The sequence below is a fragment of the Myroides sp. C1519 genome (assembly GCF_038039755.1).
GTDB lineage: Bacteria > Bacteroidota > Bacteroidia > Flavobacteriales > Flavobacteriaceae > Flavobacterium > Flavobacterium phaeum_A.
Window position 1 is genome coordinate 76697 of the sequence record NZ_JBBPHM010000004.1, and the last position, 21146, is coordinate 97842.

Here is a 21146-nt window from a genome sequence, read left to right on the forward strand (position 1 = left end):
ATCCTTGAGGGGTTATTTTTTGGCTATTAATTACACTATTGTAATCACTGAAAAACTATGTAGCCTATATCGACTAAGCTTCTTAAATATGTTTATAATTTGTTTGCTATAGGTTGTAAACACAACTAATAGAAATGCTTTTTAGCTAATAGCAGGAGGGAGGTATAGACATAAAAAAATCGGAGCCACCCTAAGGCGACTCCGACAAATCAAATTATAACTAACTACTCTTTTATATTTTTAAACCTCTTGGTTTCTGAATACTAACTCGTTGTTGAAAGCATCTAATAAAATCATACTATCTGCTTTTACTTTACCAGCTAATATCTCTTTAGACAAGCGGTTTAATACTTCGCGTTGTACAACACGTTTTACAGGACGAGCTCCAAACTCTGGTTCAAAACCTTTACTTGCTAAGAACTCTTTAGCCTCAGCTGTAGCTTCCATATGAATGTTTTGTTGTTGTAACATTTTAAACACTCCCTGTAATTGTATATCTACAATAGACAAGATGTTATCTTTACTCAATGGAGTAAACATTACTACCTCATCAATACGGTTTAAGAACTCTGGGCGTACAGTTTGTTTCAACTCGTTTAAAACACCTTCTTTTGCTTCTTCTGAAGCTTGTTCTATATTAGAGATATTCTCAAATTTCTCTTGTATAATATGACTACCCATATTAGAAGTCATAATGATAATGGTGTTTTTAAAGTCTGCTAAACGGCCTTTATTATCTGTTAAACGTCCTTCATCTAATACTTGTAATAAGATATTAAACGTATCTGGGTGCGCTTTTTCAATCTCATCTAATAAGACTACAGAATACGGTTTTCTACGAACAGCCTCTGTTAATTGTCCTCCTTCATCATATCCTACGTATCCTGGAGGCGCTCCAACTAATCTACTTACGCTATGACGCTCACCATACTCACTCATATCAATACGAGTCATTGCATTTTCATCGTCAAATAAGTACACTGCTAAAGCTTTTGCCAACTCCGTTTTACCAACCCCAGTAGTACCTAAGAATAGGAACGAACCAATTGGTTTTTTAGGATCTTGTAGTCCAGCGCGACTTCTACGTACAGCATCACTAATCGCTTCAATTGCTTCTTCTTGTCCTACAACGCGTTTGTGTAACTCAGTTTCTAAGTGAAGTAATTTCTCTCTTTCACTTTGCAACATTTTTGTTACAGGAACACCAGTCCATTTAGCAACAACTTCAGCAATATCATCACTTGTAACTTCCTCTTTAATAAGCGAGTGTCCACTTTGATTAGCTTCTACTTGTTTTTGAGCAGCATCAAGTTTCTCTTGTGCGTCTTTGATCTTACCATAGCGCAATTCAGCAACTTTTCCGTAATCACCTTCACGTTCAGCTTTTTCAGCTTCTAACTTGTAAGTCTCTATTTCTTGTTTGATAGTTTGCACTTGATCAACAACCTCTTTTTCAGATTGCCATTTAGTGAAAATATCATTTCTTTCTTCTTTTAAGTTGGCAACTTCAAGTCCTAATGATTTTAATTTATCTTCATCATTTTCTCTTTTAATTGCTTCAATCTCAATTTCCAACTGCATAATCTTACGGTCAAGAGCATCTAATTCCTCCGGTTTAGAGTTAATCTCCATTCTCAACTTAGCTGCTGCCTCATCCATTAAGTCAATAGCTTTGTCTGGTAAGAAACGGTTAGTAATATATCGCTCAGACAAGTTTACTGCTGCAATAATCGCTTCGTCTTTGATACGCACTTTGTGGTGAGCTTCATATTTCTCTTTAATACCACGTAAGATAGAGATAGCGCTCTCTGTATCTGGTTCATCTACAATTACTTTTTGGAAACGACGTTCTAATGCTTTGTCTTTTTCAAAGTACTTTTGATACTCATCTAAAGTTGTTGCTCCAATCGAACGAAGTTCTCCTCTTGCTAAAGCAGGTTTTAAGATGTTTGCAGCATCCATAGCTCCGTCACCACCACCAGCACCAACAAGAGTGTGAATCTCATCAATAAACAAGATTATGTTTCCTTCTGCTGAAGTAACTTCTTTAACTACCGCTTTTAAACGCTCTTCAAATTCACCTTTATACTTAGCACCAGCAATCAAAGCTCCCATATCTAATGAGAAAATTTGTTTGTCTTTTAAGTTGTCTGGCACGTCTTGTTGTACGATACGGTGTGCTAATCCTTCTGCAATAGCAGTTTTACCAACACCTGGCTCACCAATTAACATTGGGTTGTTTTTAGTACGGCGACTCAAGATTTGCAATACACGTCTAATCTCTTCATCACGACCAATTACAGGGTCTAATTTCCCTTCGTTAGCCAACTGTGTTAAGTTATTCGCATATTTATTTAAAGAGTTGTAAGTCTCTTCAGCAGAAGCAGAGGTAACTCTTGCTCCATTTCTGATTTCGTTAATTGCCGCTTCTAATTGTTTTTCTGTTACTCCTTGATCTTTTAAGATTTGAGCAACGCGACTTCTCGATTTAAAGATGGCTAAGATTAAGTGTTCGATTGAAACAAACTCATCTTTCATCTTTGTAGCAATGGCTTGTGCTTCTGTAAGAGCAGTACCTGCTTCACGAGACAAACCTATATCTGCACCTGATACTTTTGGAAAGTTTTGGATAGTAGCATCTAAAACTGATTTAAAAGTATCAACGTTTATGTTTAATTTTTTTAAGATGAAAGGTGTTACGTTTTCATCCACTTCCATGATAGCTTTGAAAATGTGTTCATTCTCAATTTGCTGTTGCCCTAAACCCTGTACGATAACTTGCGCACGCTGTAGAGCCTCTTGTGATTTTATTGTAAAATTATTTAAGTTCATTTGTGTAATATTTTTGGTTGTTTAGTGATAGTCAATTTATGTTCCAAAGTAGTTGTTGCGACTTTTTGTCAATAATTTTCTTATTTGGAGTGGTTATTGATGTCAAAAAGTCATAATTTAGCCCTTATTATACTAAAACAGATAACATTTTGTCTTATGAACTGGATTCAACTTACAGAAAGTACACAAATAGAGGACCTAATCAAACAGTCTGACGAGAAGGCTGTAGTTATTTTTAAAAGTAGCAACAGATGCTATATTAGTAAATTTGCTTTAAAAAACTTTGAAAGTAGTTTTACTAATCCAACTGAAGCGCCTTGCTATATGGTAGATGTAGTAGCTAATCGCTTGGTGTCAATGGAGATTGCTGATAAGTTTCAGATTCACCACGAATCACCACAGCTTTTGATTATCTCTAAAGGAAAAGCTGTATTCCACACTTCTCATGAGAGTATAGATGGAAAGGATACAGAGAAATTATTGTTGCGTTTATAATCGCTACTACAATAGTAAAAGAGGCCAGATATAGCTATATCTGGCCTCTTTTATTTAATATTATTCTATTTTTTGGTAATTCAAGTCGATAGATGATACAATCTTTGCATTGGGACTATATTCACTTGATTGGATAGTTTCTACAACAGCAGTAGCTAATACTTCTGCTTGTTTCAGATCTTCAGCTTCTTTAGCAACTGTTCCTTCAATAGCAATACCATCAATATCTATTTCCTTAATTCCAGTATTGTTTACTTCAAATATTCTAAGTAACCCAACGGCAAAAGAATTTTCGTCGTGAAACTTTATATCGGAAACAAGAATCTCCTTATTTTTACTGTCAATCTGCGTAGCAAAAGTTACGCTCTTAAAACTGTTTGCTTCTCTTTCAAGTTCAACGAACTTAATAAGTTGTTTATACACTTCTTCAAACTTTTGAAGGTTAGCTTCGCTTCCTAAGTCAGTACCTGTATAAGCGATTTTAAATTGTTTCGTTTTAATTGGCTTAACAGATTCGATACTTGTTGAAAGACTTGCATTGTTAGCATACACCATACCTAAAGTAGAGCATAAGCATAAAGCTGTGATCATTAATTTTTTCATAAATAGCTGATTTTTAGATTTTTTGTTATATCTAATTTACGAAAAACTAACCACAAAGCATAAAAAAAGAGATTCCTTTATCAGAAATCTCTTTTTATACTACATAATTTATGTATTCACAGTTATGGAAAGTACTGCTATTAAATCAAAGTTAAATTGACAATGTATTGTAATTTTTCTCGTTTAATTGGAACATGTATTTATGAGCATTAGGTGTACCTATAAAGTACGAAGGCAAGTCTTTCATGTCTACACCGTAAACCTTTAAAGCAAACTCACACACTACTAATTTGATTCCTGCTTTATTAGCAGCATCAAATTCAGCGCGGAATTCTTTATTGTGAAGTTCTTGTACCATTTGCCCCATAATTACAATTTCGAAGTCAACTTTAGGATTGGCTTGTTTCATTTCTGACGCAGTCATGATAGAAGCACGTAAGTTTTTTATTGACTGAACAAGAATAGCAAACTTTTCCCCTTTTGTTTCTTGAAACAAAACACTCTCTGAATTGTTAGTTGTCATTGGCGCTGCATACGTAGCTGCGTTTGCTGATAAAACTAAAGCGAAGGCTAACACTATTTTTTTCATACCTAATAAATTATTTGTTGTTATTAAATCTGAAGCGAAAATAGAGTAGTATTTATGCCTTGGCAGTAACAATTGTTACACAAAGGTGTTATTTGTCGTATTATCTCTTTTAAATAGGGCAGTGTAACTATTGTTACTTTAACTAAAAGAATAGAAATGTATGTTTGTATCATTATTAAAATGATAGAAGATGAATAAGATAATAGGTTATTTTAAGAAGTGGACTCCAATGAGATGGGTGAGATTAGGTCTTGCTGTTTTACTAATTTTTCAAGCGATAGATGCACAACTTTGGGTACTTGCAATCCCTGCTGTGTACTTATTATTACAAGCTTTCTTTAACTTCGGATGTAAAAACGACTCTTGCAAGATATAACTGTCTGATTTAGTTACAGTTGTTGGTCAAAACTTTTTTGTGTTAAAAAATATAAGATGTCCTTTGTTTAATTACTTTTGACGCCACTTTTATAACATAATAAAATTACATGAAAAGAAGATTACTTTACTCAACTATCACAATGGCAGGTTTGCTGTCTTTTTATAGTTGTAAAAACAAACAAGAAGATCAGCCTGTTACTATAGTTCCCCAAACAACGGAAGAAGTTATTGATACAAATGAAGAGATTACTTTCAATAATTTAGGTGAAGATGAAGATGGGTTTGAACACTATAGCGTTTTAAGTGGTTTTGAAAATATGAAGGAATATCCTAAACATTATGATTTCAAAACAAAAATGATTACTCCAGGTACCTTCCACAGTGATGAAGTTCCGACTGAGGTAAACGAAATCAAATGGTACGGACTATATAAAGATACGGATCAAGCTTATAAAATTACGGAGGCAAAACCTGAAGTAAGCCAAGTGTTTGACCCTGTTTTAGATGAGGATGGAGAAATGACAGGAGTAGAAGTGGCTCAAAGTCAAGAGAAACCTTTCTTAGCCTTTGTAGAAAGTAATATAGACTTAACTACTTCAGCTATTGAAACGGCTACTTTACCGAGTTATATCTACCCAGGAGAAAAAGTACAATTCACTTATAAAGGTAAAGAATACACACTTTTTGCAACAGGAACACGTAAATCAAGTGGTATTTCAGAACAAGATATTCAAGAGTCTATTGTAAACGGATTTGAGATGCCTAAATTTTATGTGAAAGACTATACACTTCGTTTAGAGGTAAAAGACACAGAAATGAAGAATGAGATTGTTTTGTTATCACAAAAGTTTTTTGAAGAAGGTGTAGTTCCTAAGATTATGTTTGGAGGAGATATAAACAATGATAATGTAGTTGACTTAATCTTAGATACAGCAACACATTACAACGTATCAAGACCAACCCTATACTTGTCTAAACAAAACCAAAATCAAGTAACATTAAAACCAGTAGCAGCACACGAAACTGTTGGTTGTTAAACATAAAAAAACTCCTTATAAGTAAATTTATAAGGAGTTTTTCTTTTTATAGTTAATTAGATCTTAACTGAAGCAGGCAATAACATACTGCTAACTTCACCAAAACCTATTCTTACTTCGTCATTCTGACAATATCCTTTCATTGTTACAGTATCGTAGTCGTGAATGAAAGAACGCGTACTACCATCAGGCATTTCAATTGGTTTAGAACCTGCCCAAGCTAATTCTAACATCGAACCAAAGCTTGAAGGATCTTTTCCTGAAATAGTACCAGACCCCATTAAATCACCAGAGTTAATCTTACATCCGTTGATAGTGTGGTGTGCCAGTTGTTGACTCATCGTCCAATAAAGATATTTGAAGTTTGAAGTACAAATCAGTTTATCTGTACTGTTCTCAGGTTTTAAGTAAACCTCCAGGTTGATGTCAAACGTTTTATTTCCCGTTTGTTGTAAATAGGGAAGAGGTAGCGGGTTCTGTTCAGGACTAGCCACTCTAAACGGTTCTAAGGCATCAATTGAAATAATCCAAGGAGATATCGAAGATGCAAAGTTCTTAGCTAAAAACGGCCCTAATGGAACGTATTCCCACGTTTGAATATCACGTGCGCTCCAGTCATTTAGCAATACCATACCAAAGATGTGTTCTTCCGCATCGTCAACCAAAATATTCTCTCCTAATAAATTAGCATCTGTAGTAATAAAGGCAGTTTCTAATTCAAAGTCTACACGTTGTGAAGGACCGAAAATAGGAGTCTTTTCACCTTTTGGTAATGTTTGTCCTACTGGTCTTTTCACATTTACTCCAGACGGAACAATTGTAGAACTTCTACCGTGATATCCTACAGGAATGTGTAACCAGTTTGGCATTAAAGCATTTTCTGGATCTCTAAACATGATACCAACGTTAGTAGCGTGCTCTTTACTTGAATAGAAGTCTGTATAATCACCTATATAAACAGGTAATTGCATTTCCACCTCATTCATATCAAAAATAACAGCCTCTCTGTGCTTTGCATTATTCTTTAAAGCGTCATTATTGTTGTCAAATATATCTGCGATGCGATTTCTAACCTCTCGCCAAGTCTTTTTTCCGTTAGAGATGAAGTCATTTAGTGTATCTTGTAAAAACACGTCATCGGTTAATTCAATACCTTTAAAATACCCCAACATTTGTAAAGCACTCAAATCAATCGCATAATTTCCAATACGCGTACCTATTGTAATCACGTCGTCTTTGGTAATAAAAACTCCAAAAGGAATATTCTGGATTGGAAAATCAGAGTCATTACTTACCTCAAGCCACGTTTTCCTTTTAGGATCATTTGCACTAATTATCATAATCGTTTTTTAATTTGTATTAATAGTATATATCAAATATATAATTAAGACTGAAATTAACAAACGATTTTTGTACATTTGAAAGCAATTTAACGTAACACACAAACTAAATGGCAAGAGACACAGAAATTTTTGATCTAATTTTAGAAGAGCAAGACAGACAAGTTCATGGTATTGAATTAATTGCATCAGAGAACTTCGTAAGTGAAGATACTATGGAGGCAGCTGGTTCTTGTTTGACAAATAAATACGCGGAAGGATATCCTAACAAACGTTACTACGGAGGATGTGAAGTAGTTGACGTTGTAGAGCAAATTGCTATTGATAGAGCAAAAGCTTTATTTGGAGCAGAATACGTAAACGTACAACCACACTCTGGTTCACAAGCAAACACTGAGGTATTTGCAGCGTGTCTTAAACCTGGTGATAAAATCTTAGGATTTGACTTATCTCACGGAGGACACTTAACTCACGGTTCACCTGTAAACTTCTCTGGAAAATTATACAACCCTGTATTCTACGGTGTTGAGCAAGAGACAGGAATGTTGAACTACGACAAAATTCAAGAAATCGCTACTAAAGAGCAACCTAAGTTAATCATTGCTGGTGCTTCTGCTTATTCAAGAGATATGGATTTCGAACGTTTCAGAAAAATTGCTGACAGCGTTGGTGCTATCTTAATGGCTGATATTTCTCACCCTGCAGGACTTATTGCTAAAGGTTTATTGAATGACCCAGTTCCTCATTGTCATATCATCACGACTACTACTCACAAAACGTTGAGAGGACCTCGTGGAGGAATGATTATGATGGGTAAAGACTTCCCTAATCCATTTGGAATCAAAACTCCTAAAGGTGAGGTTAGAATGATGTCTTCTTTATTAGACAGTGCTGTTTTCCCTGGAAACCAAGGAGGACCATTAATGCACATCATCGCTGCTAAAGCGGTTGCATTTGGTGAAGCGCTTTCTGATGAGTTCTTTAACTATACTTTACAAGTACAAAAGAATGCTAAAGCTATGGCTGAGGCTTTCGTAAAAAGAGGATATGATATCATCTCTGGTGGTACAGATAACCATATGATGTTAATCGACCTTAGAAACAAGAATATTTCTGGTAAAGATGCTGAAAACGCTTTAGTTAAAGCTGAAATTACTGTTAATAAAAATATGGTTCCTTTTGATGACAAATCTCCATTCGTAACTTCAGGTATCCGTATTGGTACGCCTGCTATTACTACAAGAGGTTTAGTTGAAGCGGATATGGAAACTATCGTTGCTTTAATCGACAAAGTAATCATGAACCACACTGACGAAGCTATCATCGAAGAAATTGCTGATCAAGTAAATGAAATGATGGAAGAACGTCCAATGTTCGTATGGTAATAAATTAAGTATTTATATTTTGAAAAAGCTACTCAATCCGTTGAGTAGCTTTTTTTATATTGTTTAGTTATGTATCATACGTAATAACTTATAATACAGTATAGACATTTTTATTTTAGTACATAGTGCAACAACTAGGATGTACCTTTCGAATTACTATCTATAAGTGTTTCATTTTCTCTCATTTACTTTTTTCTGTTCCTCTCTAGATATTTCACGAACAAAATTTCTTAAAGATCTTATCACTGAAGTCGTGTTATAATCACTAGTAAAATCAACCTCTATTTTATCATTCTCAATTAATTCTTCTAATACACCAAAAGTATACCTGATGACTTCATCATCGTAACTTGAGTATTTTAAATTTTCACAAATATCATTAAATGACTCATTAAATCTATTCTGATTTTTCGTATATCTTCTTTGCAATTCTCTTTGCGTTGAACCTATATAATCAATACTTTCAAAACCTCCTACATCATAAGATGTATTACTAGTGCTATATGCTGAAGTCTGTGAGAACATAATAGAGGTCAAAAACAAACTAAATAGAGTAAAGTATATTTTCATATTTTTTTTATTAAAATTACAAATACAAAATAAATAATTTATACACACTAATTATATGATATTTTCCCATATATTGAATGTTTTATACCTATTTTTCATCAAAACACGGATAAAGGTATTTTGATGTATTCCAAAAGCTACAATACCTAGAAGTTAGATATTCCTCTAAATTCAATTACTATTTAAGAGCAAATGAGCAAGCTTACCAAAAAAAGGGCTGTTTTGAAAACTCAAAACAGCCCTTTTATAGTATAATATCAAATTACTTACTCAATGATGCATTGAAAACTAATCTGATCTTCTTTGTTTTTAATCATATAATGATTGCTATTACCCTCTGCTTGGAATACAGAATACTCTTCTTTGAAGCGCAATTCCTTTTGAAAAACCATATCAACTACTTTTATAGAGTCAATATTGATATCATTCATTTTAACGGCATCTACAATCCACTCTAAGTATTTAATATTGGTTACGTGATTTACCATATCTAAATCAGAATACTGCACTTGCGAATCAACTAACTTATCTAAGGCTTCAGGTTTTCCATATTTGAAAAACTCTCCATCTATACCCTTTTTATCTGTGTATTTGATAAAGTGATCGTGTGGTAGTGTCATCATTTCAGGACGACGTCTAACCGTATTCAAAATTACCCAAAGCGAACTTGCCCCAGCTACTTTCTCATCTCCAATAAACACTTCAAAATTTCTAACAGAGCGAATACCATCTAATTTCTCAATCCACGTAACAACTCTAATCTCTTCCTGCCATTTGGGAACTCTTGTTATCTCAACCCTGAATTTGTTTACAACCCAAGCTTGGTTAACTGTTTGTAAGTCCCAAAAACTAATTCCTCCTAAAACTGAATGCTGAGCAGATGCAATCTGTATCAACTTACAGAAATCAACTATATTAAGGTTTCCTTCAGTATCGCAATCAAAATAATCAACTATAAAGCGTTGCTCATAAATAGATGTAAAAGTAGGAGAAATAGGCATATTAGTTCATTTTTAGGTTTATAGCATCAATAATCTTTTCAGTAGGAGTAAGGTAATTAAACCAGGCAACTCCATCTGTGCGTTTAAACCAAGTTATCTGTCTTTTAGCAAAACGGCGTGTATTCTTTTTTATTTCTTCAATAGCGAAATCTAAATCGTACTCTTTGTCGAAATACGCAAATAATTCGCGGTATCCCACAGTTTGTAACGCATTTATTGCTCTATGTGGATACATCTCAGCTGCTTCTTTCAGCAAACCTTTCTCCATCATAATATCAACTCGCTTATTGATTCTATTGTACATTTCTTCTCTATCTGCCTCCAATCCGACAACAATAGGAGTGAAGTTACGCGTATTCTCTTTCTTGTTTAAAAACGATGAATAAGGTTGTCCTGTACCAATACAAATCTCTAAAGCACGTGTAACACGTTGTGGGTTATCAATAGCTACTTTTTCATAGTGTACAGGATCTAACTCCTTCAACATCTCTTGTAAGTACACTAATCCCTTTTCAGCTAAGTCTTTGTTTAAGCCCTCGCGTATAGCCGGATCAACATCTGGAAACTCGTCTAAACCATTTAAAACAGCATTCACAAATAAACCAGAACCACCCACCATTACTTGAACGGGATTCTCCTTAAACAATTCGTTTAACTTCACAATAGCATCTCGCTCAAAATCCCCAACAGAATAAGGAGTTTCAATACTAATATTTTGTATAAAATGATGCTTTGCAGCCTTTAATTCATCTTCTGTTGGAACAGCAGTTCCTATAGCCATTTCTTTATAAAACTGGCGACTATCACACGAGATGATATCACAGTTAAAATGATTAGCTATTTTAATTCCCAAAGCCGTTTTTCCAATAGCAGTAGGACCTATAACTACAATTAAATAATTCTTATTTTCCGTAAACATCTCCTAATTTTTGACCGCAGTTATAACAGTAGTTAGCATCCTCATCATAAATGGTAGTAGTACAAGAAGAACAGTTTCTTCTTTTCTTAGCATCTAATCTATTTCGTTTAATATTTGAAAACTCAGCTGTTACAATTCCTGTTGGCACGGCGATGATACCGTAACCCATAATCATAATCAAAGAAGCAATCATCTGACCTAAGGTACTTTGTGGAGCAATATCTCCATATCCTACCGTTGTCATCGTAACGATACACCAATAAATACTACGCGGAATACTACTAAAGCCACTGTCTTTTCCTTCAATTACATACATCAAGGCTCCTAATAAAATAGAAACAACCAAAATGAAGTAAACGAATACAATAATCTTAGTTCTACTTGCTTTAATTGCCAACTTTAAATGTGATTCTTGTCCGATATAAGGTACTAAGTTTAGAATACCAAATAAACGAAGTAAACGCAGTGCTCTTACTACTGTAAGTACACGAGAACCAGGTATAAAGAACGACAAATACATCGGTAGAATAGATATTAAATCCACAATACCATAGAAACTAAAAATATACCTTAACGGCTTTTTATTACATAAAATTCGAAGAGCATATTCTAAAGAGAAGAAAACTGTAATAACCCACTCACAGATCAGAAGTCCTTTATGGTGTTTTAAATCATAACTCTCAATTGACTCAAGCATTACCAATAAAACACTCAATAGGATTACTCCTAAAAGTGCAAGGTCAAACAATTTACCCGCAAAAGTATTAGAACCATAAATAATGATATAAATCTTCTGCTTTAAAATATCCCATTTGTTTTTTAATCTCCGTCTCACTAATAATAGTTTTTAATAGTGTATTAATTTATAACCAACTTTCTTATTCAAATAGTTCAGAATGATATTGCGATTATTTCTATTAAAAGAAATAGGCGTTAAGTTCGCAGCAATACGTCCTGGATCATTTACCTGATAATTCAAGTTAAAAAAGCAAAAACCACTTAGTTTACCCATTGCTAAGGCAACAGCACTTTTCTCGTCTACTTTTCTTCCCTTGTCAATTATCAATAGATTGTGATCATCAATATTATACGTATTCAACAAAGAGGTAACTTGCATATTATATTCTTCAAATATCATCTCTAAAGTATCTGAGAAATTCTCTTCCGTTACTTTATTTGATTTCTTTTCATAAATAAAATCTACAAATGGTTGCACTTCATCCTTACTAAATACCTTAGTAATAAACTTACGTGCTTCATTAGGAGAAGTAAAAGCCATTAAGTTTTTCTTTCTTCCATCTGTTTTTTCAATTGCCAAATAAACAAAACCAGCTTGATTATATTTCAAGTACAAAGAGTAGGGGAATACACTCTTCTTTGCCACTTTATTATACCTCGGTTTATTTACTGCAATTTCCTCAGCCTCTTTTAATAGTGCAATCAACTCATTTCCTGTTTTTTCAAAAGTAACAGTATATGTTTCTTGCTGAACCTTTTTAAACGTAGGAGAATTACTTGTAAAGTGTTGCAACACCTTCTTCTTAATATTCCTACTTTTTCCGATATAAATAATCTTCCCTAAGTTGTCGTGTATGTAGTAAATACCAACATTTGAAGGCAATGTATCTACAATATCTAAGAACTTCGGATTCAAGCCTACTTTTATATCAGACTTAATCATAGAAGTTAAGATTGTCTTTTCGTGATCTTTAGATAATAATAACTCAAACAATTTAACCGTAGCAGAGGCATCACCACTTGCTCTATGTCTATCAGCAATAGGAATACCTAAAGAACGCACCAATTTTCCCAAACTATACGACTGCATATCTGGTAAAAGCTTCTGAGACAATTCGACTGTACACAACGTATTGCGAGCATAATCATATCCTAAGCGCCTGAATTCATTGCGAATAACACGGTAATCAAACTCAGCATTATGTGCTACAATAACACAATTCTCTGTTATCTCAATAATACGCTTAGCCACCTCATAAAACTTAGGTGCTAATCGCAGCATTGCGTTGTTGATTCCCGTTAGTTTCACAACAAACGGTTGAATTTCCTTCTCTGGATTTACTAAACTGATAAACTGATCTACAATTTGATTACCATCAAACTTGTAGATTGCAATCTCTGTGATTCCCTCTTCATTAAACTGCCCACCAGTAGTTTCTATATCTAAAATCGCGTACAACTTATTCTCTCTATTTATTAATAATTACGACTTCCAAAAATGTTACTTCCAATTCTAACCATCGTACTTCCACATTCTATTGCAATAGGATAATCGTTACTCATTCCCATTGATACTGTTTGCAACTCCACGTTATCCATCTCGTTGTAATACATTTTACAATGGTCAAAAGTTTCTTTCAAAGAAGTAAACTCTCTTTTCACTTCTTCCTGATCATCTGTAAAAGTAGCCATACCCATAAGTCCCACTATTTTCACATTCTCAAGAGCTTCGAATTCTTCACTTGAAAAGATATCGTCTAATTCATTTTGGTCAAGTCCAAACTTTGTTTCTTCTTGTGCAATAAACACTTGTAGCAAACAATTGATAACGCGGTTATTGCTCTTTGCTTGTTTATTGATTTCTTTTAACAACTTAAAACTATCAACCCCGTGAATCAACGAAACAAAAGGCGCCATATATTTCACCTTATTACGTTGCACGTGGCCAATCATATGCCACTCAATATCTTTTGGAAGAGCCTCATACTTTTCCGTCATCTCTTGAATCTTATTCTCACCAAAAATTCTTTGTCCTGCTTCATAAGCTTCTAAAATATCCTCATTAGGTTTAGTTTTAGAAACAGCTACAAGCGTAACGTGTGCAGGTAAAGCCTCTTTAACGTGTTTTAAATTCTGTGTAATAGACATAATCTTTTTATTTTAAATTTCATAAATAAGCAACCCGTTCATAAACTTCGGCTCTATATATGTACTCTTAGGAGGCATAATAAGTTCATTATTAGCAACCTCTTTAATCTCTTCAACATTAGTAGGGTAGAGCATAAAACCAACTTCATATTCACCATCATCTACTAATTCTTTGATATTTACGATTGACTCATTACCAGGAACATAGTCAATTCTTGCATCATTACGCAAGTCGTCTAATCCTAAAATAGGGTGTAGCACTTCATCATATAAAATCTGTGCATCCAATTGTTGTAATATATCAGACGTTTCTTTCACTTCCTTCAATTTCAAAGCATAGAAATCTCCATCTAAATACATACCAAACTCCATCTTTTTGGTTGGTTTCCACAATTGTTGCTCCTTATTTTCAACAACAAACTTCTCTTGTAACAAGGCTAAGAATTCCTCTTTTGTATGATTATTCAAATCGTGGATAATTCTGTTAAACTCATAAATCTTAATATTGTTTTCCGCAATTAAGAAAGTCATAACAGAGTTGTCGTGTCCTTGAGGATTGTCTTTGTGCTCCGTCTGCAACAATTCAGCAGAAGCACAACGGTGATGTCCATCTGCAATATAGATTTCATCTACTTTATCAAACTGTTGACACAACCAACTGATATCCGAGTCCTCATCAATCTTCCAAATAGTATGGCGTTCCTTTGTAACCGTAGTAAAGTCATACAAAGGTTTATTCGCTTTGTGATTAGTAATCCACTGATCAATATCTTTCTGATCAGGGTACATCATCAATACAGGCTCTGTGTTAAATCTACTGTGGTATAAATACTCTTTAAACAATTTAACCCTGTATTCCAGTGTATCCTCGTGTTTTTTAATCACATTACTCTGATAATCCTCAATAGAAGTACCCGCCACAATACCCGTAAATTGCCATGATTTAGTAGTTATCTGATATAAGTAAAAGATAGGCTTATCCTCCGTTACAAGAATACCTTCTTTTTTAAAATCCTTTAGCTTTGCAGCCACCATTTTAAACCTCTTATCATACGTAACTTTCTGAGGATTAACATAAGCAGGGTTCAACACGTGTAAAAAAGAATACGGGTTGTAATCTAATAAATACGCTATTTCCACTGCATTGTAGTCCTCAAAAGATCTACAACTAACCAAACCAACTTTATCACGCGTAGGGCGCAAACCTTTAAAAGGGATAATCTTTGCCATTCTAATATGGTATCAAAAATATTAAACCCAAACTGCACAACAGATCTTTTTACCGGTAGTTAGAAATACTTTACAGTTACTCCTAAGCTAATCAGAAATAAGGGGTTATCTCTATTTAGCCGTAACAACTACCAAGCATCACAATCTCACCTATACATCTCCTGTGCAATTTGGGTTAAAGAGTGTCTGACCAAGGCAAACACTCTTCTGTTTTATAAATTATTTTGTTTCTTCAATTCTTACTTAAGAAAACATTTTAGCTACTTTCTCAGCCTTTTTGCTTTCGCTGTAATCGTAAAATCCTTCACCAGATTTCACACCTAATTTACCTGCCATTACCATATTTACTAACAATGGACAAGGTGCGTATTTTGGATTTTTAAATCCGTCATACATTACGTTTAAGATAGATAAACAAACATCAAGACCAATAAAGTCAGCTAATTGTAATGGTCCCATTGGGTGAGCCATACCTAACTTCATTACTGTATCTATTTCCTCTACACCAGCTACACCATTATAAAGTGTTTCAATAGCCTCGTTAATCATTGGCATTAAAATACGATTCGCTACAAATCCTGGGTAATCATTTACCTCAGTAGGTACTTTATCTAAAGCCTTAGACAAGTCCATTATTTTCTTTGTAACCTCGTCAGAAGTATTGTAACCTCTAATAATTTCAACCAATTTCATAATAGGCACTGGGTTCATAAAGTGCATACCAATCACTCGCTCTGGATTTTTAACCACAGAAGCAATCTGAGTAATAGAGATAGAAGAAGTGTTAGACGCCAAAATAACGTTCTCATCACAAACTTCACTCAATTGTTTAAATATATTAAGTTTTAATTGTACGTTTTCAGTAGCAGCTTCTACAACTAAGTCAGCGTTAACCACACCATCTTTTACATCTGTAAAAGTAACTATGTTTTCAATAGTAGCTTTTTTATCAGCTTCAGTAATTGTTCCTTTAGAAATCATACGATCTAAGTTTTTCAAGATTGTATTCATTCCTCTTTCAATCGCTTTATCAGAGATATCAATTAAAAGAACTTTGAAACCTTTTTGAGCAAAAGTATGAGCAATACCATTCCCCATAGTTCCTGCACCAATAACGGCAATATTTTTCATAATGATTGTTTTTAGTTTTTAGTTAATATTATTTACCAAAAGCATCGATAATTTGGTGAGCCAAGCGCAAAGCTTTCGTACCATCTTCTAACGTTACAATTGGAGTTGTTTTATTTACAATAGCATCGTGGAAAGTTTCCAACTCATCTAAGATAGCATTATTCGCTAAAATTTCTGGGTTGTCATAATAGATTTGTTTCTTAACACCTTCTGCATTTTGAAGAATAAGGTCAAAATCACCAGGAACTTCAGGAGCATCCTTCATTTTAACCACTTCACAAGTCTTTTCTAAATAATCAACAGAGATATAAGCATCTCTTTGGAAGAAACGAGATTTTCTCATGTTTTTCATTGAAATACGGCTTGCAGTAACATTAGCCACACATCCGTTTTCAAATTCGATACGTGCATTAGCAATATCTGGAGACTCACTCAAAATAGATACCCCAGAAGCACTAACGTGTTTCACAGGCGATTTAACAACGCTTAAAATAGCATCTAAATCGTGAATCATTAAATCCAATACTACAGGTACATCCGTTCCACGAGGATTAAACTCTGCCAAACGGTGCGTTTCGATAAACATTGGATTTTCAATTTTAGAACTTATCGCTTGAAAAGCAGGGTTAAAACGCTCTACGTGACCTACTTGTCCAAGAACATTGTGCTTCTTAGCTAAAGCAATAATTTCTTCTGCTTCTTCAACTGTATTTGTAATTGGTTTCTCAAGGAATACGTGTTTCCCTGACTCAATAGCCAACTTAGCACAGTCAAAATGAGATAGTGTAGGAGTTACAATATCAATAACATCTACAGCATCTATTAATTCTTGTATTGATTCGAAATTCTTATATCCAAATTCAGCAGCAACTTTCTCTGCATTCTCTTTGAAAGGATCATAGAATCCTACTAATTCATATTTTTCAGATTGGTTAAGCAAACGAAGGTGAATCTTACCTAAATGTCCTGCTCCCAATACTCCAACTTTAAGCATAAAACCAGATTTTGAAAACAAAAATATAATTTATTTAGCGAATGTTTGAATATATTAGGGTAAACTTTTCGCCAATTCTTTTTAAGAACGCTTTTAACATTGCTTTTAATATAAAATATTGCTTATTTTGCAGGAAATAACCATTTAAAAGTGAGAGATTCTGCAAAACACCAAGGTCTTAGGAACCAGTTAGTTGAAATACTTAGACAAAAAGGAATTGTTGATTCAAATGTTTTAGAAGCCATTAGAAGAGTGCCAAGACATTTATTTTTAGACTCAAGCTTCGAGGATTACGCTTATCAAGACACTGCTTTTCCTATCGGAGCTGGACAAACCATATCACATCCTTATACTGTAGCTTTTCAGTCTCAGCTACTACAAGTAAAGAAAGACGATAAAATATTAGAAATAGGAACGGGAAGTGGCTACCAAACTGCCGTTTTAGTAGCAATGGGGGCAAGAGTTTACAGTGTTGAGCGCCAAAACGAATTATTTAGAAAAACAGCTACTTTATTGCCTAAATTAGGTATTAGACCTAAGTTAATGACATTTGGAGATGGCTATAAAGGACTGCCGAATTACGCGCCGTTTGATGGTGTAATCGTAACAGCAGGAGCTCCTTTTGTTCCACAACCTTTAATGGCACAATTAAACGTAGGAGGGAGGTTAATTATTCCAATTGGCGATAATGACCAAACAATGACAGAATTAATCCGCGTCAGTGAAACGCATTTTGAGAAATACGAACACGGTGATTTCAAGTTTGTTCCCATGTTAGAAAATAAAAACTAAATAAAAAGAGGCTGTAATCTTAAAAATTACAGCCTCTTTTTTGTATTACAATAAGTCAATACTAATGTGATTTTTTCAATCGATCAATATCGCGCTTAGTATCCCTATCTTTTATAGTTTCACGTTTATCGTAGTTTTTCTTACCACGACAAAGAGCAATTTCTAATTTAGCCAATCCACGTTCATTTAAGAATAGTCTCAATGGAACAATGGTCAGTCCTTTGTTTTGCACACTTTTCAAAAGAGATTTTAATTCCTTTTTATTCAAAAGTAACTTTCTCTCAGTCTTAGCCTTGTGGTTAAAATGTTTACTATGTGCGTATTCTTCTATCTGTGTATTAATAGCAAATAATTCGTGTCCTTGAAACTCACAAAAGCTTTCAGCAATATTAGCCTTACCCAAGCGGATAGACTTAATCTCAGTTCCCGTTAATACAATACCAGCCGTGTACTTGTCCAGTATCTCGTAATCGAACCTTGCTCTTTTATTTAATATGTTTATATTCTTTTGCATAGCACAAAAATAAGAAATTTTTAATGTGAGTAGAATATATTTAAAACAAAAAGAGCTGTATTTACACACAGCTCTTTGAATTATTATTTAACTCGTTCAGTTATAGGAAGAAATATCCTAAAGAAACCATCCAAGTATTTGGTTTTGTCTTGAAATCTTTACTTACGTTGTTGAAACCACCGTCATAAGAAACGTCTAACGTAAACTTTAAAACATCAATACCAACACCAACGCGGTATCCGATATTGTTCTTATCAAAGTTGTCAAACACCTCACCAACTTGTTTCGCTTTGAAGTTATCTCCAACCATATTTGTATAAACTCCACCCGCATAACCTCTTAAATGTAGTAAAGGAAGGTTGATAAATTTATGACCAATTACCAATGGTACTTCTAAATTCTTCATTTTAGAAGTCACATCAGACGTTCCTTCAAACTTTACATTTTTCTCAGAATAAAGAAGTTCTGCTTGTAAATACGTTTTTTTAATATCAAAACGCGCCATTGCTCCAACTGCAAACCCCGTAGAACTTTTACTGTTGTAGTCTTTTAAAGAAGTTGACATATCTGTGAAGTTAGCACCTGCTTTAATCCCCACGTGTAGTGGTGATGGAGATTGAGCTTGAGCACCAAAACCAGCCAAAGATACTGCCGCAACTAATGCATAAAAGTAGTTTTTCATAGTTAGTGTTTTTTATATTTCAGGGCTAATTTAATTAAAATATAAGGTAAATGTACCTTTTTATTGCATATTTTACATTTTATGCACAAGAGGCCTCATTTCTTATCCTGTCAAAGCACTACCATAATCGACCTTGCGATTCAAGTTTTCTTCTCTCTTAGATTTTTAAACCTTTAACCATCCACTATATTTAATCTACTTTTGTTTATATTATGTTCGACATTAGTTCGACATAAGTACCACATTCCCTCGGAAATAAGCTTTTTTACCGAAGGAGTGTGGTACCAATGTGGTACTTGTCTCGAATTAAGTCCGACGAAGTCAATAATAATAGTCCTAAAGGAATCAATAAACAATTTTATAACACAAATACTAAAACAACTTTACTTATTGTTTATTAATTAGTTGAAAGAGCTTTTTACTAAGAATATCTTATTTCTTATGTATTCTTATACCTTTCATTTGCAGATTTGATGAAAAAAGAATTACATTGCAAGAAGAAAAACACACGAAAAACTATATTATCATGTCACAAAAACTTACATCAGCGCAAGCGATTGAATTAGAAAATAAATACGGAGCACACAACTATCACCCACTACCAGTAGTATTAGCTAAAGGAGAAGGGGTATATGTATGGGATGCTGAAGGTAAAAAATACTATGACTTCTTATCTGCTTACTCAGCTGTAAACCAAGGTCACTGTCACCCAACTATCGTAAAAGCAATTACGGATCAAGCAAACACATTAATGCTTACATCACGTGCTTTCTACAACGATAAATTAGGGGTATATGAAGAAAAAATCACAAAACTTTTCGGTTTTGACAAAGTATTACCAATGAACTCAGGGGCTGAGGCTGTAGAAACAGCTTTAAAACTTGCAAGAAAATGGTCTTACGAGAAAAAAGGAGTTGCTGAAAACCAGGCAAAAATTATCGTTTGTGAAAACAACTTCCACGGACGTACTACAACAATTATCTCTTTCTCAAATGATCCTGATGCTCGTAAAAACTACGGTCCTTATACAGATGGTTTCATTAGAGTAGAATACAACAATCTTGATGCATTACGTGCTGCTTTAGAAGAAAATAGTGCTGATATCGCTGCATTCTTAGTTGAACCAATTCAAGGAGAAGCTGGAGTATATGTGCCAGACGCTGGATATTTAGCTGAAGCTAAAGCTTTATGTGCACAACACAATGTATTATTCATTGCTGATGAAGTACAAACAGGTATTGCTCGTACTGGAAAAATGTTGGCTATTGACCACGAAAATGTACAAGCTGATATCCTTGTATTAGGTAAAGCATTGTCTGGTGGTGCATATCCTATTTCTGCTGTATTAGCAAATGATGAGATTATGAACGTAATCAAACCAGGACAACACGGTTCTACTTTTGGAGGTAACCCAACTGCTGCTGCTGTTGCAATTGCTGCATTAGACGTTGTTCTTGATGAGAAATTAGCTGATAACGCTGAGAAATTAGGACAATTATTTAGAGCAGAATTAAACAAATACATTGCAAATAGTACTATTTGTTCAATGGTTAGAGGTAAAGGGTTATTAAACGCTATCCTTATCAACGATACAGAAGAAAGCGATACGGCTTGGAATATCTGTTTAAAATTACGTGATAACGGTTTATTAGCTAAGCCTACACACGGAAACATTATCCGTTTTGCGCCACCTTTAGTAATGAACGAAGAGCAGTTATTGGACTGTGTACGTATCATCACTGAAACATTAAAAGAATTTGAAAAATAG

Annotated in this window: 21 protein-coding genes; 6 read left to right on the forward strand and 15 right to left on the reverse strand. The window is 34.2% G+C overall.

Going from position 1 to position 21146, the window contains the following annotated elements:
• Positions 1-240: 240 nt before the first annotated feature.
• Positions 241-2832 carry an ATP-dependent chaperone ClpB gene (clpB, locus tag AABL81_RS03945; RefSeq protein ID WP_341340392.1) on the reverse strand — a complete coding sequence of 864 codons (2592 nt, stop codon included), beginning with the start codon at positions 2830-2832 and terminating at the stop codon, positions 241-243.
• Between the two features lie 156 nt (positions 2833-2988).
• Between clpB and ytxJ the strand changes: the two genes are divergently transcribed.
• Complete coding sequence (ytxJ, locus tag AABL81_RS03950) at positions 2989-3327, forward strand: bacillithiol system redox-active protein YtxJ (protein WP_341340393.1); 339 nt, start codon at positions 2989-2991, stop codon at positions 3325-3327.
• 60 nt (positions 3328-3387) lie between these two features.
• Here ytxJ and AABL81_RS03955 read toward each other — a convergent pair whose 3' ends face one another.
• Together AABL81_RS03955 and AABL81_RS03960 are read right to left on the reverse strand one after the other, a co-directional pair.
• Positions 3388-3930 (reverse strand): hypothetical protein, encoded by a 543-nt coding sequence (locus AABL81_RS03955; protein ID WP_341340394.1) that lies wholly within the window; start codon positions 3928-3930, stop codon positions 3388-3390.
• A gap of 151 nt (positions 3931-4081) precedes the next feature.
• Entirely contained in the window at positions 4082-4519 is a 438-nt protein-coding gene (locus AABL81_RS03960) for a hypothetical protein (protein WP_158210904.1), read from the reverse strand.
• A gap of 190 nt (positions 4520-4709) precedes the next feature.
• On the opposite strand from AABL81_RS03960, the gene AABL81_RS03965 reads away from it, so the two are divergent.
• On the forward strand, positions 4710-4895 hold the full coding sequence (locus AABL81_RS03965; protein WP_090408321.1) for a hypothetical protein: 186 nt from the start codon (positions 4710-4712) through the stop codon (positions 4893-4895).
• Positions 4896-5004: 109 nt separating this feature from the next.
• Positions 5005-5934 carry a hypothetical protein gene (locus AABL81_RS03970; protein ID WP_158210905.1) on the forward strand — a complete coding sequence of 310 codons (930 nt, stop codon included), beginning with the start codon at positions 5005-5007 and terminating at the stop codon, positions 5932-5934.
• 56 nt (positions 5935-5990) lie between these two features.
• Here the strand turns inward: AABL81_RS03970 and fahA are convergent, their stop codons facing one another.
• A complete protein-coding gene (fahA, locus tag AABL81_RS03975; protein ID WP_158210906.1) occupies positions 5991-7274 on the reverse strand; it encodes a fumarylacetoacetase in 1284 nt (427 codons plus the stop codon).
• A gap of 110 nt (positions 7275-7384) precedes the next feature.
• Between fahA and glyA the strand changes: the two genes are divergently transcribed.
• On the forward strand, positions 7385-8659 hold the full coding sequence (glyA, locus tag AABL81_RS03980; protein ID WP_158210907.1) for a serine hydroxymethyltransferase: 1275 nt from the start codon (positions 7385-7387) through the stop codon (positions 8657-8659).
• A 171-nt stretch (positions 8660-8830) separates the two neighbouring features.
• On the opposite strand, the gene AABL81_RS03985 is transcribed toward glyA, so the two are convergent.
• The 9 genes from AABL81_RS03985 to AABL81_RS04025 all read right to left on the reverse strand — a co-directional run bounded on the left by AABL81_RS03985 (position 8831) and on the right by AABL81_RS04025 (position 17390).
• The gene (locus AABL81_RS03985) at positions 8831-9229 is read right to left on the reverse strand and encodes a hypothetical protein (RefSeq protein ID WP_341340395.1); all 399 of its coding nucleotides are present in this window, start codon (positions 9227-9229) and stop codon (positions 8831-8833) included.
• 266 nt (positions 9230-9495) lie between these two features.
• Positions 9496-10230 (reverse strand): acyl-[acyl-carrier-protein] thioesterase, encoded by a 735-nt coding sequence (locus AABL81_RS03990; protein WP_158210908.1) that lies wholly within the window; start codon positions 10228-10230, stop codon positions 9496-9498.
• A 1-nt stretch (position 10231) separates the two neighbouring features.
• Positions 10232-11149 carry a tRNA (adenosine(37)-N6)-dimethylallyltransferase MiaA gene (miaA, locus tag AABL81_RS03995; RefSeq protein ID WP_341340396.1) on the reverse strand — a complete coding sequence of 306 codons (918 nt, stop codon included), beginning with the start codon at positions 11147-11149 and terminating at the stop codon, positions 10232-10234.
• Complete coding sequence (locus AABL81_RS04000; RefSeq protein ID WP_090409748.1) at positions 11133-11984, reverse strand: ion transporter; 852 nt, start codon at positions 11982-11984, stop codon at positions 11133-11135. The genes miaA and AABL81_RS04000 overlap by 17 nt, the downstream gene beginning before the upstream one ends.
• Positions 11985-11996: 12 nt before the next feature.
• Entirely contained in the window at positions 11997-13346 is a 1350-nt protein-coding gene (locus AABL81_RS04005) for an exonuclease domain-containing protein (protein ID WP_341340397.1), read from the reverse strand.
• A gap of 17 nt (positions 13347-13363) precedes the next feature.
• Positions 13364-14035 (reverse strand): YggS family pyridoxal phosphate-dependent enzyme, encoded by a 672-nt coding sequence (locus AABL81_RS04010; protein ID WP_341340398.1) that lies wholly within the window; start codon positions 14033-14035, stop codon positions 13364-13366.
• A 12-nt stretch (positions 14036-14047) separates the two neighbouring features.
• Positions 14048-15265, reverse strand: a complete 1218-nt coding sequence (locus AABL81_RS04015; RefSeq protein ID WP_341340399.1) for a DUF1015 domain-containing protein — start codon at positions 15263-15265, stop codon at positions 14048-14050.
• Positions 15266-15508: 243 nt separating this feature from the next.
• Positions 15509-16396: a 3-hydroxyacyl-CoA dehydrogenase family protein gene (locus tag AABL81_RS04020; protein ID WP_090409757.1), complete on the reverse strand. Its 888-nt coding sequence runs from the start codon at positions 16394-16396 to the stop codon at positions 15509-15511.
• Positions 16397-16424: 28 nt separating this feature from the next.
• Positions 16425-17390 (reverse strand): Gfo/Idh/MocA family protein, encoded by a 966-nt coding sequence (locus AABL81_RS04025; protein WP_090409759.1) that lies wholly within the window; start codon positions 17388-17390, stop codon positions 16425-16427.
• Positions 17391-17540: 150 nt separating this feature from the next.
• Between AABL81_RS04025 and AABL81_RS04030 the strand changes: the two genes are divergently transcribed.
• The gene (locus AABL81_RS04030; protein WP_341340400.1) at positions 17541-18182 is read left to right on the forward strand and encodes a protein-L-isoaspartate(D-aspartate) O-methyltransferase; all 642 of its coding nucleotides are present in this window, start codon (positions 17541-17543) and stop codon (positions 18180-18182) included.
• 61 nt (positions 18183-18243) lie between these two features.
• Here the strand turns inward: AABL81_RS04030 and smpB are convergent, their stop codons facing one another.
• Together smpB and AABL81_RS04040 are read right to left on the reverse strand one after the other, a co-directional pair.
• Complete coding sequence (smpB, locus tag AABL81_RS04035; protein WP_090409763.1) at positions 18244-18696, reverse strand: SsrA-binding protein SmpB; 453 nt, start codon at positions 18694-18696, stop codon at positions 18244-18246.
• A gap of 100 nt (positions 18697-18796) precedes the next feature.
• The gene (locus AABL81_RS04040) at positions 18797-19378 is read right to left on the reverse strand and encodes a porin family protein (protein WP_158210915.1); all 582 of its coding nucleotides are present in this window, start codon (positions 19376-19378) and stop codon (positions 18797-18799) included.
• Positions 19379-19904: 526 nt separating this feature from the next.
• Between AABL81_RS04040 and rocD the strand changes: the two genes are divergently transcribed.
• Positions 19905-21146, forward strand: coding sequence for an ornithine--oxo-acid transaminase (gene rocD, locus AABL81_RS04045; protein WP_341340401.1), 1242 nt, complete (start codon positions 19905-19907; stop codon positions 21144-21146).

Excerpts from the sequence above, each read along its gene's own strand:
- clpB (WP_341340392.1), bottom strand. The coding sequence starts at position 2,832 with ATGAACTTAAATAATTTTACAATAAAATCACAAGAGGCTCTACAGCGT.
- smpB (WP_090409763.1), bottom strand. The coding sequence starts at position 18,696 with ATGCAAAAGAATATAAACATATTAAATAAAAGAGCAAGGTTCGATTAC.
- AABL81_RS04015 (WP_341340399.1), bottom strand. The coding sequence starts at position 15,265 with ATGGCAAAGATTATCCCTTTTAAAGGTTTGCGCCCTACGCGTGATAAA.
- AABL81_RS04010 (WP_341340398.1), bottom strand. The coding sequence starts at position 14,035 with ATGTCTATTACACAGAATTTAAAACACGTTAAAGAGGCTTTACCTGCA.
- AABL81_RS03960 (WP_158210904.1), bottom strand. The coding sequence starts at position 4,519 with ATGAAAAAAATAGTGTTAGCCTTCGCTTTAGTTTTATCAGCAAACGCA.
- AABL81_RS03990 (WP_158210908.1), bottom strand. The coding sequence starts at position 10,230 with ATGCCTATTTCTCCTACTTTTACATCTATTTATGAGCAACGCTTTATA.
- glyA (WP_158210907.1), top strand. The coding sequence starts at position 7,385 with ATGGCAAGAGACACAGAAATTTTTGATCTAATTTTAGAAGAGCAAGAC.
- rocD (WP_341340401.1), top strand. The coding sequence starts at position 19,905 with ATGTCACAAAAACTTACATCAGCGCAAGCGATTGAATTAGAAAATAAA.
- AABL81_RS04020 (WP_090409757.1), bottom strand. The coding sequence starts at position 16,396 with ATGAAAAATATTGCCGTTATTGGTGCAGGAACTATGGGGAATGGTATT.
- AABL81_RS03965 (WP_090408321.1), top strand. The coding sequence starts at position 4,710 with ATGAATAAGATAATAGGTTATTTTAAGAAGTGGACTCCAATGAGATGG.
- AABL81_RS04040 (WP_158210915.1), bottom strand. The coding sequence starts at position 19,378 with ATGAAAAACTACTTTTATGCATTAGTTGCGGCAGTATCTTTGGCTGGT.
- AABL81_RS03970 (WP_158210905.1), top strand. The coding sequence starts at position 5,005 with ATGAAAAGAAGATTACTTTACTCAACTATCACAATGGCAGGTTTGCTG.
- AABL81_RS04025 (WP_090409759.1), bottom strand. The coding sequence starts at position 17,390 with ATGCTTAAAGTTGGAGTATTGGGAGCAGGACATTTAGGTAAGATTCAC.
- miaA (WP_341340396.1), bottom strand. The coding sequence starts at position 11,149 with ATGTTTACGGAAAATAAGAATTATTTAATTGTAGTTATAGGTCCTACT.
- ytxJ (WP_341340393.1), top strand. The coding sequence starts at position 2,989 with ATGAACTGGATTCAACTTACAGAAAGTACACAAATAGAGGACCTAATC.
- AABL81_RS03955 (WP_341340394.1), bottom strand. The coding sequence starts at position 3,930 with ATGAAAAAATTAATGATCACAGCTTTATGCTTATGCTCTACTTTAGGT.
- fahA (WP_158210906.1), bottom strand. The coding sequence starts at position 7,274 with ATGATAATTAGTGCAAATGATCCTAAAAGGAAAACGTGGCTTGAGGTA.
- AABL81_RS03985 (WP_341340395.1), bottom strand. The coding sequence starts at position 9,229 with ATGAAAATATACTTTACTCTATTTAGTTTGTTTTTGACCTCTATTATG.